Source organism: Mycolicibacterium sphagni (assembly GCF_002250655.1).
In the GTDB taxonomy this organism is placed as follows: Bacteria; Actinomycetota; Actinomycetes; order Mycobacteriales; family Mycobacteriaceae; genus Mycobacterium; species Mycobacterium sphagni.
Genome location: NZ_NOZR01000018.1, coordinates 72892 through 90367, shown reverse-complemented (window position 1 = coordinate 90367; position 17476 = coordinate 72892). Strand labels below are relative to the sequence as shown.

Annotated in this window: 16 protein-coding genes and 1 pseudogene; 11 read left to right on the top strand and 6 right to left on the bottom strand. The window is 65.5% G+C overall.

Annotation, left to right across the window (positions count from 1 at the left end):
- Positions 1-112 precede the first annotated feature (112 nt).
- From CG716_RS31150 to CG716_RS19890, 3 genes are all read left to right on the top strand, one after another.
- Positions 113-244: a hypothetical protein gene (locus CG716_RS31150; protein WP_094482756.1), complete on the top strand. Its 132-nt coding sequence runs from the start codon at positions 113-115 to the stop codon at positions 242-244.
- A 198-nt stretch (positions 245-442) separates the two neighbouring features.
- Positions 443-898, top strand: coding sequence for a DUF5994 family protein (locus tag CG716_RS19895; protein WP_094482754.1), 456 nt, complete (start codon positions 443-445; stop codon positions 896-898).
- A 93-nt stretch (positions 899-991) separates the two neighbouring features.
- Entirely contained in the window at positions 992-2335 is a 1344-nt protein-coding gene (locus tag CG716_RS19890) for an MFS transporter (RefSeq protein WP_094482752.1), read from the top strand.
- A 67-nt stretch (positions 2336-2402) separates the two neighbouring features.
- Here CG716_RS19890 and CG716_RS19885 read toward each other — a convergent pair whose 3' ends face one another.
- Entirely contained in the window at positions 2403-2870 is a 468-nt protein-coding gene (locus tag CG716_RS19885; RefSeq protein ID WP_094482750.1) for a pyridoxamine 5'-phosphate oxidase family protein, read from the bottom strand.
- 161 nt (positions 2871-3031) lie between these two features.
- Between CG716_RS19885 and soxR the strand changes: the two genes are divergently transcribed.
- A complete protein-coding gene (gene soxR / locus CG716_RS19880) occupies positions 3032-3505 on the top strand; it encodes a redox-sensitive transcriptional activator SoxR (protein ID WP_094482748.1) in 474 nt (157 codons plus the stop codon).
- 56 nt (positions 3506-3561) lie between these two features.
- Positions 3562-4014: a DUF5709 domain-containing protein gene (locus CG716_RS19875; RefSeq protein WP_094482746.1), complete on the top strand. Its 453-nt coding sequence runs from the start codon at positions 3562-3564 to the stop codon at positions 4012-4014.
- Between the two features lie 2 nt (positions 4015-4016).
- On the opposite strand, the gene stpK7 is transcribed toward CG716_RS19875, so the two are convergent.
- Complete coding sequence (gene stpK7 / locus CG716_RS19870) at positions 4017-5819, bottom strand: serine/threonine protein kinase StpK7 (protein ID WP_094482852.1); 1803 nt, start codon at positions 5817-5819, stop codon at positions 4017-4019.
- Between the two features lie 364 nt (positions 5820-6183).
- Here stpK7 and CG716_RS19865 point away from each other — a divergent pair, with 364 nt between their 5' ends.
- Together CG716_RS19865 and CG716_RS19860 are read left to right on the top strand one after the other, a co-directional pair.
- A complete protein-coding gene (locus tag CG716_RS19865; RefSeq protein WP_094482850.1) occupies positions 6184-7818 on the top strand; it encodes a fatty acyl-AMP ligase in 1635 nt (544 codons plus the stop codon).
- A gap of 68 nt (positions 7819-7886) precedes the next feature.
- On the top strand, positions 7887-8705 hold the full coding sequence (locus CG716_RS19860) for a GAF and ANTAR domain-containing protein (protein ID WP_094482744.1): 819 nt from the start codon (positions 7887-7889) through the stop codon (positions 8703-8705).
- Positions 8706-8714: 9 nt separating this feature from the next.
- Here the strand turns inward: CG716_RS19860 and CG716_RS19855 are convergent, their stop codons facing one another.
- Both CG716_RS19855 and CG716_RS19850 read right to left on the bottom strand, forming a co-directional pair.
- A complete protein-coding gene (locus CG716_RS19855) occupies positions 8715-9470 on the bottom strand; it encodes a GAF and ANTAR domain-containing protein (protein WP_094482848.1) in 756 nt (251 codons plus the stop codon).
- Between the two features lie 49 nt (positions 9471-9519).
- Entirely contained in the window at positions 9520-10227 is a 708-nt protein-coding gene (locus CG716_RS19850) for a GAF and ANTAR domain-containing protein (RefSeq protein WP_094482742.1), read from the bottom strand.
- Between the two features lie 277 nt (positions 10228-10504).
- Between CG716_RS19850 and CG716_RS19845 the strand changes: the two are divergent.
- A pseudogene (locus tag CG716_RS19845) lies at positions 10505-11584 on the top strand (fatty acid desaturase family protein); the annotation flags it as partial.
- 5 nt (positions 11585-11589) lie between these two features.
- Here CG716_RS19845 and CG716_RS19840 read toward each other — a convergent pair.
- On the bottom strand, positions 11590-12204 hold the full coding sequence (locus tag CG716_RS19840) for a hypothetical protein (protein ID WP_234817928.1): 615 nt from the start codon (positions 12202-12204) through the stop codon (positions 11590-11592).
- Positions 12205-12283: 79 nt separating this feature from the next.
- A complete protein-coding gene (locus CG716_RS19835) occupies positions 12284-12919 on the bottom strand; it encodes a TetR-like C-terminal domain-containing protein (protein ID WP_094482738.1) in 636 nt (211 codons plus the stop codon).
- A 43-nt stretch (positions 12920-12962) separates the two neighbouring features.
- On the opposite strand from CG716_RS19835, the gene CG716_RS19830 reads away from it, so the two are divergent.
- Genes CG716_RS19830 through CG716_RS19820 form a run of 3 tightly spaced genes read left to right on the top strand, consistent with a single transcriptional unit; the run spans position 12963 to position 17461 of the window.
- Positions 12963-14090 carry an Rv3169 family protein gene (locus CG716_RS19830; RefSeq protein ID WP_094482844.1) on the top strand — a complete coding sequence of 376 codons (1128 nt, stop codon included), beginning with the start codon at positions 12963-12965 and terminating at the stop codon, positions 14088-14090.
- Positions 14087-15064 (top strand): TIGR03617 family F420-dependent LLM class oxidoreductase, encoded by a 978-nt coding sequence (locus tag CG716_RS19825; protein WP_094482736.1) that lies wholly within the window; start codon positions 14087-14089, stop codon positions 15062-15064. Before CG716_RS19830 ends, CG716_RS19825 begins: the two co-directional genes overlap by 4 nt.
- A gap of 3 nt (positions 15065-15067) precedes the next feature.
- On the top strand, positions 15068-17461 hold the full coding sequence (locus tag CG716_RS19820; protein ID WP_094482734.1) for a PEP/pyruvate-binding domain-containing protein: 2394 nt from the start codon (positions 15068-15070) through the stop codon (positions 17459-17461).
- The last annotated feature ends 15 nt before the right edge of the window (positions 17462-17476 follow it).

Below are 17476 nucleotides of genomic sequence, written 5' to 3'. Positions count from 1 at the left end.
TCGCAACCGTACTTTGGCTTCTGTTCCGTTTCTGCAACATCAGCGACGAGGTTCACGCGTACAGTCACAGATACCGGGACCGTCGACAGGCCCCCTATCGAAGGGCCCTCACATGGCAGACAAATCCCCTCGTCAATCCATGACGAAGAAGGCCGGCAAGTCGTTGAAGGAGAAGCGCGCCGAGAAACGCGCCAAATCCGACGGCGCTCCCAGCGACAACATCCTGAACGCCAAGCATCGCTGAGCGGTTCTTCCGCCGATAGATTGAATTTTCCTTGGCGGATAACCATTTTCGACCCGTCCGCCGAGCGCGGTTTTGCAGTGCGTGATTCGGCGCCGACGCGAGTATGCTCGAGGCAGCGGCGGTGTTTCGTACGCGATCACAGATCGCGTCGTTGCCGATCATCTTGGCCGGGTACATGGCCGCAGACAGGAGCGTCCGATGACGCCGCCAGAAGTTCGCACATCCGTCGGCTGGAAAGAGCCGCCGCCTCAAGAGACTCCCCGCTTGCGGCTGAAGCCCAAAGGTCCGGTGACAGGTCGGGTGGACGGGGCATGGTGGCCGCATAGCGACGACCTCGAGGCCGAAGTTCCAGATCTGCTCGCAGTGTTGTCGGTTCGCCTCGGCCCCGTCCGCTACGTCCTGTACAAGATGACGGAGTGGGTGAAGACCCGCACCAAGATGCCGATCGGCGAACGATTTGTCCGACTCGGCGGCTACGAGCGCCAGCCCAGCAATACTGTTGAAGTCCAAGGACTCAACGGCAAGAAGGTGGTCCTACTCGTGGTGCCCGCAGCGACAGATCCCGATCGGGCGCACAGCATCATGATGGCGGCCGCAGCTCCCGACGACACCTCCACCGTCGACGAGTTGCTGGCTGTGGGCCACAGTAGCTAGCCCCATCCCCCGATCGGTGGACAGCGCCGTCGACCACGAAGTTCGGCTGGCCAGCGGATACCCCCGGCAACCGCACACGGTGACGATTGCCACATGGACACACTCCAGGGGATCCACGGCCGCACCGGCCGGGTCGCGCTCGCCAGCTATGTCGGCTCGGCGATCGAGTACTACGACTTCTTCATCTACGGGACGGCCGCCGCGCTGGTGTTTCCCGTCGTCTTCTTCCCGCACCTGAGCCCCTTGATGGCCACCATCGCCTCGCTGGGGACATTCGCGGCGGCGTTCCTGTCCCGGCCGATCGGCGCCGCGGTGTTCGGTCACTTCGGCGACCGCATCGGGCGCAAGAATGCGCTGGTGTTCACGTTGGTGATCATGGGCGGGTCCAGTGTGGGCGTCGGTCTCATCCCGAGCGCCGACGCAATCGGCGTGGCCGCGCCCCTGTTGTTGATCGCCATGCGGCTGTTGCAGGGCTTTGCCGTGGGCGGCGAGTGGGCCGGCGCCGCGCTGATGAGTGCCGAGCAGGCCCCACAGGGCAGGCGCGGCTACTTCTGCATGTTCACCCAGCTCGGTCTCGGCACAGCGCTGGTGCTGGCTAACCTCATCTTCCTCGGGGTACACAGCGCCTTCGGTAACGCGGAATCGCCCTTCCTGCAATGGGGTTGGCGAATCCCGTTCCTACTCAGCGCGGTGCTGCTGGCCGTGGCTCTCTACATCCGGCTGCACATCGAAGAGAGCACGGTGTTCACCGAGTCGGCCGATGAAGGGCCCAGCGGGGTCCCGCTCGCCGAGGCCGTACGCAACCAAGGCCGCGAAGTCGTGCTGGCGGCCGGGGCGGTGATCGCGATGTTCATGCTGGCTTTCCAGGCCGGCACCTACTTCCCCAACTATGCCGCTACCCACCTGCACTACAACGAGGATCTGATCCTGCTGGTCGGCGTCCTCGGCGGCGTGTGCTCGATCGGATTTGTCGCCGCCGCGGCGACTCTGAGCGACACCTACGGCCGCCGACGCGTTGTGGGGTTCGGTTCTGTGCTGGCTCTGCCGTGGACGCTGGTCCTGTTCCCGCTCGTCCAATCCGGTGACCCGGTCCGCTACGGTGTCGCGATCATCGGCACCTACGCGATCATCGGAATCATGATGGGGCCCTTGGCCGCATTCATTCCGGAGATCTTCGCCACCCGCTACCGCTACACCGGCGCCGGCGTGTCCTACAACATCGGCGGCATCATCGGCGGCGCGCTGCCGCCGGTGCTGTCCCCCGTGCTGCTGGCGTCCGAAGGCAGTTGGGCGATCACCGCGATGATGACCGGCTTGACCGCACTGAGCCTGGTCAGCATCCTGCTCCTGAGCGAGACCGCCGGCCGCAGCCTCAACATTTTCGAGGCCGGTTCGCCGTGCGGGCCTCGCCTGCCGTTAGTCGGCCTCCGAGGCTAAGGTCTGGGCGGCAATCGTGTCTGCGTGCGAACTACAGACGTCGGTCGGTGCCGATGAGAAGCGCGTCTCAGCTGATCGGATCTGACAGGTTCCCGTAGATTTTGTCGATGCTGAAGTGATACAGCAGGCAGCCTTCGGCGATCATGGCGCTGATGAAATCGGTTTCGTCGAGTTCCGCTTCGGAGTGATTGTCACCGTGCCAGGCCAAGGGGCCGCGCGGACGGCATTGGCGGACCCTCATGAACTCCACGATCTGGCGGGGAGTGTCAGAGGTGTCGAGGATCTCGACGGTGGCCTCGACAGCCAGCCACGTTGGGCCTGGCGCGTCGTAGAAGAGAGTAGTGCGCGGGTCGCGGCGCAGTCGGCGAGTTCGAACCTTGTGGCGGTGACCAATGCTCAGCAATTGGTCGTCGACGATGGCGGGCTCCATCTTGGCGGCCTTCGGTCGTCCGTCGGCGCCGACGGTGAGCATCGCCGCGACATGATGGTGGAACAGAAATTCACGTTCCGCGGCCGGCAGTTGGGAGGGCTTCATTGGCGGTATCTGCTCTCCGATTCCTAGGAATTCGTCGTCGGGTCAAAGGTCTGGGGTGCGGTTGTGGGCGGCGCGTGTGGGCACCAGGTCGGCAAACCGTCGTCCACGCCGGGTACGTTAGAACTTCAAGTCCAGTTGAAGTCAAGACGCCAGGAGAAGCGATGTCGCACAAGCCCACCGACATGCTCACGGTCGGCGAAGTCGCCCAGCGTGCCGGCATCGCCACCAGCGCCGTGCGCTTCTACGACGACCAGGGACTGATCACCGCGCTACGTACACCGGGGAACCAACGCCGCTATCCCCGCCACGTACTGCGTCGCATCAGCATCATCCAGGCCGCCCGCCGCTTCGGCGTCACCCTCGCCGAGGTCGCGACAATCCTCGACGGCCTGCCCGCCGACCGGATGCCCAGCAAGACCGACTGGACCCGGATATCGCGGCGCTGGCACGCACAACTGCAAGCCCGCCGCCGCGAAATCGAGTGTCTGGAAGCAGAACTCACCGGCTGTATTGGATGCGGATGTCTTTCGCTGACCACCTGCCGCATCGTCAACCCCGACGATCAGCTCTCCCAACAAGGACCCGGCCCCCGCCGCCTGATCCCCACGCACAATGACAGTGCCGGGCAGCGATAGTGCCGTTTGCGGGCGAACAGCTAGGTGGCGGACATCGGCCGTGACATTCTGGAGCAGTGAGCACCTGGGATGACAGCACCGATACCGGCGAATACAGCATCGACGACGACAACCAGCTCCAGCCCGAGGACACCTTGGTCGACCGCGGCGTCGACGACATCCTCGACGAGGGGATCTCACCTCCGGAACGGCCCTACGCCCGCACGAACCTGGACCATCCCGGCCCGGAAACCCTTGACGAGCTGCTCGCCGAGGAGGAGCCCGACCCGGTTGCCCGGCTGAACAATGTGCTCGACGAGCTCAACGACGACGGTTCCGAACAAGAGTCAGAGTTCCCCGAAGACGACGAGGTGGGCAGGGCAAGGTCGGGCAGGTTGGTGGCGTCCAACGAAGGCTTCGGGGAGGACGACGACTCGGAGCTGTTCGCCTCCGACGTCGGCATCGACGGCGGCGCGGCATCGGCCGAAGAGGCCGCCATGCACGTCATCGACGACGAGGACGAGGACTAGGACTAGCGAACGGCAGCGTTGATCGCCGGCTTGTCGATAATGCCCTTCTCGACACCCCAGATTGTGGCGATCGTGCGGTACTCCCCCGTCTGGATCAGATGCTCCAGCGCCTGCTGAAGCGATGGGGCGAGGCCGGAATCCTTGGCGACCGGCCAGCCGTAGGGCGCGGAGTCGAACACCGCGCCCGCGGCTTCGAGCTGCCCGCCGCTGGTCTTGATCGCGAATCCGGTGACGGGCGAGTCGGCGGACATCGCGTCGACCTCGCCGGCGGTTAGCGCGGTGTTGAGGTCGTCCTGGCGGGTGTAGACCACCTTCTTGATCGCAGGCTTGCCTGCCGCCACGCAGGCGGCGCTCTTGGCCGGTAGCTCCACTGACTCCTGCAGCGACGGATAGGCCACCCCGACCTTGAGTCCACATGCGTTGTCGGGGTCGATCGCCTTACCGGGCCGCTGCGCCCACAGGGTGCCGGCCCGGAAGTAGGTGACGAAGTCGGCGGCCTGTTCGCGTTCCTTGGTGTCGGTGAACGACGACATCCCCAGGTTGACGTCACCGGCACGCACCGACGGGATGATCGCTTCGAACGCGGTCTCGCGGTACTCCGGGGTGAGGCCGAGGGTCCGGGCGACAGCGTTCATCAGATCGACGTCGAAGCCAACGATCTTACCGTCGGCGTCGGTGAATTCGTTTGGTGCATAAGGGATGTTGACGCCGACAATCAATCGGCCGGAGTCCCGAATCTTGGGCGGCACGGCTGCGGCGATCGATGGCACGACCTCTAAGGCTGCCGGCACCGAATCGGTGCTGGATGCCGTGCCGGCCAGACTCGACGCATTGCTCGAGCGGTTGTCCGCTGCCCGCCACTGCCAGACTCCGATGCCCGCGGCCGCGATCAGCAGCACCGCGGCGCCCACCGCGAGCAGGGCGCGACGCCGGCTCCGCTGGGGGCTCGCGGCCAGCGCGTGCCGCCCTGAGCTGCCCGGCTTCCGCGCTTTGATGCTCAGTGCCTGACATGCTGCTGCCGCCAACTGGCCGGCGCTCTGGTAACGCTGCTCAGGCTTTTTGGCCATGCCCTTGGCGATGACGGCGTCGAACGCCGCCAGCCTGGAGTCCTTGTCGGACGGACGCGGCGCGGGTGTGGTGATATGCCCGGCGATCTGCTGCTCCAGGCTGTCGTCCGGGTACGGCCGAGAGCCGGTAAGGCATTCGTACAGCACGCATGTCAGGGCATAGACATCGGAGCGAGGATCGGCCTGACCGCCGCTGAACCGCTCCGGGGCCATATAGGCCAGGGTGCCCAATGTGCTTCCGGCAGTGGTCAACCCGGCCTCACCGGCGGTGCGGGCCAAACCGAAGTCGATGAGGTAGGCGAAGTCGCGCCCGGTGATCAGGATGTTGGAAGGCTTGACGTCGCGGTGGATCAGGCCTGTCGCGTGGGCGGCATCCAATGCGGCGGCGACCTGTTCGACGATGCCGACTGCCAGGGCAGGATCCAACGACTTCCCGGTATCGGCGAGGATGGCGCCCAGCGTGCGGCCTTCGATCAGTCGCATATCGAGATAGAGCCGGCCGTCGATCTCGCCGTAGCCGTGAATCGGCACGACATGCGGTTCGTTGAGGGCGGCGGCCGCCTGCGCTTCCCGCCTGAAACGTTGCTGGAAGACGACGTCCTCGGCGAGCCGGTGCGGGAGCACCTTGATGGCGACGATCCGGTCGGTCTTGGTGTCGAAAGCGCGGTAGACCTCGCCCATACCGCCGCGACCTATCAGCTCCTGCAGCTGATAGTGCCCGAATGGTGTGCCATCCACCACGTACTCCTCGGCATGCCCCTGACCGTCGATTGAAGCTACATCACCTTTGCCAGCGATGCCGCCGGTCAGCCGGGACAAACACCTGGGTCAGGACAATCGCCTGCGAGCCTTCGACTGCCGGCACGTTGGCGCGGTACGGTCAATGCGGCTGACCCACCAGCCTCCCGGAAACGTCACGGCGGCGATCTGAACTCCCCGCCGAGCCGGCCCCTCGGCCCGACGTCGGCCGGCCCGCAGTTTTGGCGCCCGCTCGGGGCGCGTGGCCCAGCAAGCGCTGCTCTCCCACGGCACTCGCAGCAGTCTGCCTGTGGCCCCAACATTGCAGGTCACGCCGTTGCGCGGCCAGCAGAAGGAAGGCTCCATGAGCCAGTTCACCGAGACGATGTTCCAAAACGCCCGGTGGAGCATGAAGGGGATGGTCACCGGGGAGCCCGATGCCCCCGTGCGACATACCTGGGCTGAGGTGCACGCGCGCGCATGCCGGATCGCCGGTGGCCTGGCGGCGGCCGGTGTGGGCCACGGCGATGCTGTGGCGGTCCTCGCAGGCGCCCCAGTTGACATCGCGCCGACCGCGCAGGGCATCTGGATTCGCGGCGCCAGTGTCACCATGCTGCACCAGCCCACGCCACGCACTGACCTTCTGCGCTGGGCGGAGGAGACCGCCGCGGTACTCGACACGATCGACGCCAAGACCGTCGTCGTCGGAGAGCCTTTCCTGCCGGCTGCGCCGCTTATCGCCGAGCGCGGGATGCGGGTGGTGACCACCGACGAACTACTGAAGTCGACAGCGGTGCGTCCCATCCAGAGCTACGACGACGACCTCGCCCTGATGCAACTGACGTCCGGGTCGACCGGCTCTCCCAAGGCAGTTCACATCACCCACGCCAATGTCGTGGCGAACGCCGAGGCGATGTTTGTCGGCGCCAAGGTCGACCTCGATTCCGACGTGATCGTCAGCTGGCTGCCGTGTTTCCACGACATGGGTATGACCGGCTTCCTCACCGTGCCCATGTACTTCGGTGTCGAGCTGATCAAGGTCACCCCGATGGATTTTCTGCGCGATAACTTGTTGTGGGTCAAACTGATTGACAAATACAAGGCGACCATGACGGCAGCCCCCAACTTCGCCTACACCCTCTTGGCGAAGAGGCTGCGCAGCCTGGCGACGCCAGGCGATTTCGATCTGTCGTCGCTTCGGTGGGCGTTGTCCGGGGCGGAACAGGTCGATCCCGCCGATGTGGAGAACTTGTGTGCGGCAGGCGCACCCCACGGGTTGGCACCGGAGGCGATCCTGCCCGCCTACGGCATGGCCGAAACCACCGTCGCGGCATCGTTTTCCGCGTGTGGCGTAGGTATGACCGTCGACGAGGTCGACGCCGACCTCCTGGCTGTCCTGCATCGCGCGGTACCGGCGACCCGCGGGAACACCCGGCGCCTGGTGACGCTCGGCCGGCTGCTGGACGGCCTGGAGGCCCGCATCGTCGACGAAGACGGTGTCGTACTGAGCGCTCGCGGCGTCGGCGTGATCCAACTCCGGGGGGAACCTGTCACGCCGGGCTACACCACGGTCGCCGGGTTCATCTCGGCGCAGGACGACCAGGGCTGGTACGACACCGGTGACCTGGGCTACCTCACCGAGAAGGACGAGATCGTCGTATGTGGCCGGCTAAAGGACGTCATCATCATGGCCGGGCGCAACATTTATCCGACCGATATCGAGCGCGCTGCTGCCCGCGTCGACGGAGTGCGGCCGGGCTGCGCGGTGGCCGTCCGGCTCGATGCCGGGCATTCCCGCGAATCGTTCGCAGTTGCGGTGGAGTCCAAAGAGTTCGGCGATCGTGAGGCGGTACGCCGTATCGAGCACCAAGTGGTCCACGAGGTGGTCATCGAAGTCAACGCCCGGCCACGCAGCGTGGTGGTGCTCGCTCCGGGAATCATTCCGAAGACCCCATCGGGCAAGTTGCGGCGAGCTCACGCGTTGTCACTGGTCACCTGAGGATGACGAGTAAGTTGATGGCACGGGGGCGTCGCCGTCCCCGCCCGTAGCGCCTGGGAGACGAGGTGATGGACGACTACGACGCACAGCCCGAACGTAAGCCGCCCCCGGGTCCAGAGCTCTCCGCGGCCCAACTGCAGGCTGACGAGCTGGACCTGTACGCCGGGCTCAGCGGTTTGGCGGGAATCGTCTCGGACGCGTGCACTGTCGACGAAATACTCGGCCAGATAGCGCAATTCGCCGTTCAGGCGATACCAGGCGCCGACGGCGCCGCAGTCACGCTGGTTCGCCCCCACGACACCGGCTCAGATGACGGCCATTTATACATCCTGGCGTGGTCGGTGACCGCGGAGTTCGTTCGGCTCATCGACACTCTGCAGTACGAGAAGCTCGGCGAGGGGCCGTGTATCACCTGCATTCGTTCGGGGCGACCCGCGGTGAGTGGTTCGTTGGGCAGCGACCGCCGCTGGCCGCATTTGGGTGGCGCAGTGGCCCGCATGGGTGTGCATTCCGTGCTGGCGCTACCGCTCATCGTCGGCAGCCGGGTCGTCGGCGCGATCAATTCCTACGCCTACGCCCGAGACGCGTTCGCGGAGCACGCCATCCAATTGGGAAGCCAATTCGCCGGACCCGCAGCGGTGTCGGTGTACAACACGCAACTGCTGGCCAGCACCAAGCTGCGCACGACGCAACTGCAGCAGGCCCTGCGCAGCCGCGCGGTGATCGACCAGGCGATCGGCATCCTCCGCAGTCGCTCGGGCGGCACCGCGCAGGAGGCGTTCGACCGTCTCACCCGCATCAGCCAACGCGAGCACGTCAAACTGGCTGACGTGGCCGAACAGCTCGTCGAGGAGGCGGTCCGGCGGGCCCGGGCACGTCAACAATGAGAGCAGCGCTCATCGCCGGCGATGAATCAGTTCCGTCAGCGACCGGATCAGCTCCGGCCGGGTATGCCGATCCCTCATCAATCGTCTCGCGACATCGGTCAGGTGCTCGCCACGCGACCGGCTGTACGTCCGAAGTAGCCGGAATGCCTCATCCATCGGTACTCCGAGCACCTCACTGACAAATCCTTTGGCCTGCTCGACGATGACACGGCCGATGAGAGCAGAGCGCAACGGAGAAATCACGGTTGCGGCCGTGGGTGGATGTTCTTGCAGGACAGCCACACACGCGATATGGGCGAGGGTCTGAACGACCAGTCGATCAGCCTCGGTGAGTTCACCGGGCCGGGTATCGAACAGACCGAGTGCGCCAAGCACGGCACCGGCTGCGCGGACGGGCACAGCATAAACAGAGGAGAAGCCGGCCTCGGCCGCGGCACTGACGAAACGCGGCCAGCGATCGATATGGGTACCCATGTCGGCGATAAGAACCGGCTCGCCCGTCTGGTAGGACTCGATGCAGGGCCCCTCCTCGGCCTGCAGTTGGAACAGTTCGAGGTCGCGCGCCTGTTCGGAGGTGGCGGCCACCAGGTGGAGGCGTTGCAGCGGGTCGGCGAGGAGGAATCCCGCCGAAGCGACGTCGAGCAGTTCTGCGCAACGTTCGGTCAGTTCCGTGAGCAGGTCGACGACGTCGAAGTCATCGAGCAGGCTGTCGACCAGGGAGACCACCGCGCTCAGCACGCGGGTTTCGCGAAGGTTGTCGCTCACCATGGCTTACCTCCCGGCCTGGGTGTCCTTGGACGTGCGTCTGCGTACATCAGTCCGCCTCCAGTCTTAACCGCCGGTTGATGATGTCTCGAGCGACGTCTGTGGCGCTCCGGCCCGTCGCGTAGGCATGGGCACGCAGCCGCACCAGCGCCTCTCTCGGCTCTATGTCCAACTGCGCCACCAACATTCCGGTGGCTTGGCTGACCTCGGCCCGGCTCAGGACGCACAGCTCGGCCCATGCGTTGCTGGCGGGGTCGTCCACGGCGGCCTGCAGGTCACCATGGAGTAGATCCAGCACCGGTACGGCGGCCAGCTCCGCGGCGACCGCAGCGCCCGCGACTTGCTCGTCCTCCAGTGCACCCGGCCGCGCTCGGAACAAGTCCAAAGCGCCGATATACTCGCCCGCCGCCAGAACCGGCATTGCAAAGACCCCGCGGATCCGATATTCCAGCATGGCCCTTCCGTAGCTGGGCCATCGTGCTTCCCCAGGATGGGCAAGGTCTACCACGGCCACCGGAGCCTGCAGAGTGACCGCGTCCAAACACGGCCCTTCCCCGTAGGTGAACTGTAGTTCGTCATATATCCGCGCCGGACTGCCGCTGGAGCCAAGCGTGCCCGCATTCGCACCGTCGAAAACAAGCGAAATCGCTGCCGCATCAACGTCCAGCAGCAGCACACAGGCTTCACACAACCGGTCGGCGGCCTTCACGCCACGCTGGCCATCGACGGCGGCAACGAGCTCGTCCTGGATCGTCACCCTAAGCCGGACCAGGCTTGGGCGGCCGGTACGGCGCGTAACGTCCCCACTGCCATCACTCCAGCCTCCACTAGTTGGCGAGCAATTGCTCGCGATTGCCGAAGACGGGAAATCGCATCACGGCGGCAGGCGGGTATATTGGTGTCGCTGGCACCGACAGCCGGCCCGAAGCGGCGTCCCACTTGCGGGGCGCCGCGAGCATCCGCTCATCGTCGGGCATTTCCTCCAACACCGTTGCGGCTCAACCATACAACGGTCGCTTTTTCGAGGACCCACCATCGCCATCACAGACGTCGCCGACTATGCGCATCTGAGCCAACACGACATCGACGCACTCGCCGCCGCCCTCGATGCGATCCGCATCGAGATCGAGGATTCCCGCGGCGCGCGCGACGCCGCCTACATCCGCCGGACGATCATGTTCCAGAGGGCACTGGACGCCGGTGCCCGCCTCCTGATCTTCGGCAGCCGGTCACGGCGCGGGTGGATGTTGGGAGTGGGGGCATTGGCGGTAGCCAAGAGCATCGAGAACATGGAAATCAGCCACAATGTTGTTCATGGGCAATGGGATTGGATGAACGACCCGGAGATCCACTCGACCACCTGGGAGTGGGACATGGCCGGGCTCACGTCGCAATGGCGTTACTCGCACAACTACCGGCACCACCTGTTCGCAAACATCGTCGGCGTCGACGACGACCTCGGTTTCGGCATCATGCGGGTGACCCGCGACGTCGCGTGGCGCCCGCGCAATCTGATGCAGCCGTTTCGCAACGCGCTGCTGGCCGTCATCTTCGAGTGGGGCATTGCTCTGCACGGTCTGCATTCGGAGCATGAGCGTGCGACGAGTCCCACCGAGCGGAGCGCGCAAACACGCGCGCTGAAGGCCAAGATCACACGTCAAGTCGTCAAGGACTATCTGCTGATCCCGGCTCTCAACGGACCGCGCTGGCGGCGGGCGTTGACCGCAAATGCCGCGGCCAACATCCTGCGCAACCTCTGGGCCTACGCGGTGATCTTCTGCGGGCACTTTCCGGACGGCGTCGAAACATTCACTCCTGATGTCGTGCAGCAGGAAAGCAAAGGCGAGTGGTACCTGCGGCAGATGCTGGGGAGCGCCAATTTCCGGGCCGGACCGGCGCTGGCATTTCTGAGCGGAAACCTGTGCTACCAGATCGAGCACCACCTGTTCCCCGACCTCCCGAGCAACCGATATGCGGAGATCGCCCGGCAGGTACGCGCGCTGTGCGACGAGTACGGACTGCCCTACACCACGGGACCGCTGCTGAGCCAGTTCCTACAGACTCAGCGGACGATTCTGAAGTTGGCGCTGCCGGATCGCGTGCCGAGCGCCAGCCGGACCTAGCCCGGCAATCCCGCCGAGACGGCCGCGGCCTGCTTGCGCGCCACATCGAGGACAGCATCCGAGGGCGCGGGATTGCCAGGAGCGCTGTCGTACTCCAAGTCGACCAGGGCGCGACCCTCGGTGAAGACGACCTCGGAGACCTCCATCGACTTCTTCTTCGCCGGGCCTTCGACCATGAACCCGTTCGAGCCGATGTCGACGGGCTTCTGCTGACCGTCGACCTTATCGGTGATGGCGTCCTTCATCGGTTGGATCATGCCGGCAGCTGCGGCGGCGTCGGGGAACACCGCGATCGTGACGACGATGATCCGGTTGCCATCGGTGGTCTTGAATGTCTGACCCGTACCGGTCGTACCGCCGGGATTGGCGGTCGGCGGCCCGTCGGCGGTGGCCTCCGGGCCGATGTCACTGGGCTTGATCAGCAAGGAGCTGTAGTCGCCGTTGGCGCCTGTCGGAGCCGCGGACTCCGTCGTCGCCGCCGACGCCGCCGCACTGGCCGAACTCGTGGATTCCTTTGAGCTGGAGGATGACTGGTCAGATCCACCACAGCCCGCAGTGGCGAGCGCGATCACAGCGGCCAGGGCGATTCCCGTGGGTAGCGATTGATGCACTGCTGCCTCCTTCGACGACAACTTCATGTATAGCCGCCGGCAGCGGCGCCGTCCCCGGAATTGCTTCACTCGGCAGCTGTCACAGCTCGGCGGCCGATGGGCCACGCGAAATCGAGGTCCAGCCCGAGCTGATGACAGCGGTGAGGTCGTCCACCCACGCAGCGTCCAGTGGGGCGTCGTGCCGAATGATGATGCGGAATATCGCGCTGCCGACGACGACCTCGGCGAGCAGGGGTAGGTCGCCATCGTCGCCACCCGGATTGGGCCGCTGGTCCAGCCTGGTCCGGAAGGTGGCGAGACTGCCGGCGAACCGAGAGATCATCCTGCTGTGCACGTCTGGATCGGCGACAGTATCGGCGATCAATGCGGGTAGGGCGGCCCGGACCTCCGGGCGGTCGAACATCGTGCGGGTCGCCTCCACGAGCGCTCGGATGTCCTCTTCGACGTCACCGGAGGCACTCGGCATGGCCATGACTTCGGCCGGCAAGATCGCTTCGTGCACCAGCTGCGCCTTGCCCGACCAGCGCCGGTAGATGGCAGCGGTGGTGGTGCCGGCGCGTGCCGCGATGGCCGACAGCGACAGCGCCGAGTAGCCCGTCTCCAATAGCAGATCACGGGTGGCTTGAACGATCGCGGCATCGATCTTGCCGTCGCGAGGCCGGCCCGCAGGCGACCGGGTAGGTCCCTTGTCATCTTCGGGTCGATCTGTTCTCATACTTCCAATATAACTCGCATCGTATCGTTATTTGGAGAGTCTGTTGATCCTGAGTCCGCTCGACGAGTACCCCATCCACCAAGCACCGGTGCCGATCAGCGCACCGGAGACCTCGGATCGCAACTTCTACGACCGCTCGTACTTCAATGTGCTTGACCGCGAAGGTCGTTTCATGGCGCTCACCGGTATCGGCTACTACCCGCGACTGGGTGTCAAAGACGCCTACCTGCTCATCCGGCGCGGCGACGTCCAGACCGCCGTCCGTTTCAGCGACGCGATCGACGGCGACCGTCTCAACCAGAACGTCAACGGATACCGGCTCGACGTCGTCGAACCCCTCCAGGAACTACATCTGACGGTGGCGGAAACCGAAGGCATCTCGGTTGATCTACGGTGGCGCGGGCTCTTCCCGGCTGCGTTGGAGCATCCGCATTCAATGCACTCAGAACGCCGAGTGACCTTGCAGGCCTGCCGTTTTGCCCAGCTTGGCACCTGGGAGGGGTGGATCGACGTCGACGGCGACCGGATGAACGTCACACCCGCCACCTCGGTGGGCAGCCGCGACAGGTCGTGGGGGATCCGGCCTATCGGCGAGCCGGAGCCCGCTGGCCGGCCGGACACCGCCTTCGGTGGAATGTGGTGGCTGTATCTGCCGCTGGCCTTCGCCGACTATCAGGTATTCCTGATCATCCAGGAGGACCCGGACGGCCATCGCAGCCTCTATGACTGCACACGGCGGTGGCCGGACGGCAGGGTGGAACAGCTCGACGGCGTGCGCGCGACGATCCACTACACGCCCGGCACCCGGATCCCGTACGGCGCGCACATCGAGATGATGACCCGGGACGGAAGTCGACTACAGCTCGATGTCGAGTCGAAGCTGTTCGCGCCCATTGCCTTTGGCTCCGGATACGGCGGCGACTCGTCCTGGTCGCACGGGACGTGGAAGGGCGGACCGTCCGCTGACCGCGTCTCCTACGACCTGACAGACCCCGATGTGATGGCGCGAGCCCCGTTCAGTTTGATCGACCATGTCGGCCGAGCCGTCTGCACCGAACCCGACGGCAGCACACAGCACGGAGTGGGACTGTTCGAGCATGCCGTTATCGGTCCGCACCACCCGTCCGGCTTCAACGACTGGACCGACGTCTTGGCAGTCGCGAAGCCGTGAAGGTCATGACGGCACTGTTCGACCCTGCGGGCGCGGTCGAACGGGCGGCACTTCTGCGCGAGGCCGGGGCGTCGGGAGTGTTCACTTTCGAGGGTCCTCGTGAGGTCTTCACCCCGCTGGTGTTGGCCTCGACGGTGAAGGGCCTGGACCTGATGACCAACGTGGCTATTGCCTTGCCCCGCAATCCGATACAGCTGGCACATCAGGCGAATGACCTTCAAGAGATCTCCGAGGGGCGGTTCATCCTCGGGCTCGGCACGCAGATTCGCGCGCAGATCGAGAAACGCTACGGGGCCGAATTCGACCACCCGGTGGCCCGCATCAAAGAGATGGTTGGTGCGCTGCGGGCAATCTTCGCCGCGTGGAACACCGGCGAGCGACTCGACTACCGCGGTGAGTTCTTCCGGCACACGTTGATGACGCCGACGTTCAACCCTGGGCCTAACCCGTTCGGGCCGCCGCCGATCTATCTCGGGGCGCTGGGCCCGCGAATGACCAGGGCCACCGCCGAAGTGGCCGACGGCCTGCTGGTCATGCCATTCGGGTCAAAGCGGTTTCTGCACGAGAAGACCATGCCCGCCGTTCGCGAGGGGCTGGCGGCCGCTGGACGAAACGCCGACGAATTCGCGGTGGTACCCGAGATCATCGTTTCGGTCGGTGAGGACCACACGTCGACACGGATGCTCCTGGCGTTCTACGGTTCCACCCCCGCCTATCGGCCGGTACTGGATGTGCACGGCTGGGGCGACCTGCAACCCGAACTGAACGCCATGTCCAAGCAGGGCCGCTGGCAGGAGATGGCCTCGCTGATCGACGACGAGATGCTGCACACGATCGCCGCCTGCGGCACACCGGCCGAGGTGGCCGCACACATCCGCGACCGCGTAGACGGCGTCTCAGACCGGATCTGTCTCTATCAACCCGGGCCTATCGCGGTGGAAGCGCTGGCCGAGATCATCGACGCGTTGGGCTGACAAATGCACACCACGACCATTGAGTTCGACGAGATCACCGACGACCGGTACGGCGGTAAGGCGCAAGGTCTGGCCGAGCTGTCCCGTCTGGGGCTCTCTGTCCCAACGGGTTTCGTCATCGCACACGCCACCGCTCTGCCCCTTTCGGACGCGGTGACAGCCCGCTTCGCCCAGATGCAGGCGACGGGCGCGTCACCGGTCGCCGTCAGATCCTCGGCAACCGGCGAGGATGGAGCCGAACACTCCTTCGCCGGGCAGTACGACACCGTGCTCGGGGTGGATTCCCTCGAGGGGTTCGCCGCAGCCGTCCGCCAGTGCGTCGCCTCCGTCAGCTCCGAACGAGCCTCCTCCTATGGCGGCCACGATGCCGGCACGGGTGCGGTCACCATGCATGTGGTCGTCCAACAGATGGTCGAGGCGCGTGCGGCCGGAGTGGTCTTCACCGCAGACCCGGCGACCGGCCGCAGGGATCTCATGGTCATCGACGCCATCGCCGGGCTCGGCGAAGCACTCGTCGACGGATCGGCCGTCTCTGATCATCTCGTGTTGACATCGGACGGTGCCCAAGCGGTACGAGAGGTCGGTGACGTCCCCGTGCTCTCCGACGAGGAGGTCGCGCAGATCCGCGCCGGCGCGCTGCGCGCTGCCCGGCACTGGGGCAAGCCGATGGATCTGGAATGGGCGATCGACAACGGCGGGCAGCTGCGGTGGCTGCAGGCCCGGCCGATCACCACACTGCCGGGGGACCTCAACGAGAAGGACACTCCGCTTGCCGGCCCTTCGCACGTCTACACCCGATGCAACATCGGGGAGATGATGCCGGGGGCGTTCTGTCCGCTGACCGCATCGGTGTCGGGACATGCGATCGACTACGCCATGCAGATGACCCAAGTGGTGGCGCGGGCGCAGGACAGCTACGACAAGCAGTGGCTTCAAGTGGGCTACTTTTACGGACACATGTTCTTGAACATGACCGAAGGGACGGCCCTGAGTTCGGGCATTCTCGGCAACTCGCTGGAGCAGTTCTCCATGTCGATCTGCGGTCGGGTCGTCGATGAACTGGAAGCGAAACCGCCAAAACCGTTTGTCTCCAGGCTGATCAACACCGTCCGACTCACGTCTTATTCGTTGTTCGCGGGCCCGGCGATCCGGCGGCTCGGCGATCAGATCGCCGCATTCCCCCTTCCCACTTCCCGCGATGCCAAAAGCGTTCTGCAGCAGCTGGAGTCAGGCGTGGAACTGTACTGCCACGTCACACTGGTCCACGTCCGGTCCTCGTCCCGGGCGGCGGTGGGCGCGAACGTGCTGGAGAGCTACCTGGTGCGCGGGGCGGCCAAGGACGGCCGCGACGAGACCGAGGCTCAAGCGCAGGCCGCCCGACTCATGGCGGGTGCCGCCGAAGTCGAGAGCGCAATGATGGTCGACGAACTGCACACGGTGGTGCGCGAGATCGCCGCCGACGCCGCCGCCGCCGAACACTTCCTCGCGGCGACGCCGGCAGATGCGGTGGCCGGGGTTCGGAACGCGGACAGCCGCGCCGGCGCGGCGTTGCGGCAGTTCCTGATTCGCCACGGACACCGCGGGTATCGCGAACTGTGCATGCGTGACCCGGCGTGGGCCGAGGACGCCGAGGGGCTCGGTTCGATGATGCAGGTCATGGTGCAGTCAGCCCGCGAAACCCCGCACGCGGTTCCCAAGCGCGACGTTGTCGAGGCACCCCGGTCGCGGACGGTCCGGCTGCTGGCGCGCCTGGCCCAGGGCGGAGCCCGCGGCCGTGAGGAGACCAAATCGAAGATGGCGCTGATGGCGCATCGCCTCAAACTCGGATACCGCCACCTCGGTGAGGTGTTAGCCGACTCCGGGCGAATCCCTGACGCCGATGTGGTCTTCTTCTTCGATCGCGCAGAATTGGCCACAGTGGTGGACAGCTCGGACATCGCAGCCACCGCCGACCTCGTGCAGCGTGCGCTGCAGCGCCGAGATGCGCTGCCGTTCCAACAATCACTCGAGTTCGACGATGTCTCAGTCGGACGGCCCACACCCATCCTCAATCGACCGGTGAGCGGGCTCGACGACGACCAGATCGTGGGGCGGCCGGCAAGCCGTGGGACGGCGGAGGGCATTGTGCGCGTGGCGAAGTCGATCCACGATGCGCGCGAAGTGCGGCGCGGGGAAATCCTCGTCGCGCCCGTCACCGATGTGGGCTGGACTCCGTACTTCACCGTGATCGCCGCCCTGGTCACCGACATCGGAAGTTCGGTATCGCACGGCGCGGTCGTGGCGCGGGAGTACGGGCTGCCCTGTGTGGTGAATACGTTGGTGGGCACCCAGGTGCTCAAGACCGGTGATCGCGTCAGGGTGGACGGCGACAAAGGGCTGATCACCCGACTCCCGTAGCCCGCCGCTAGCTGA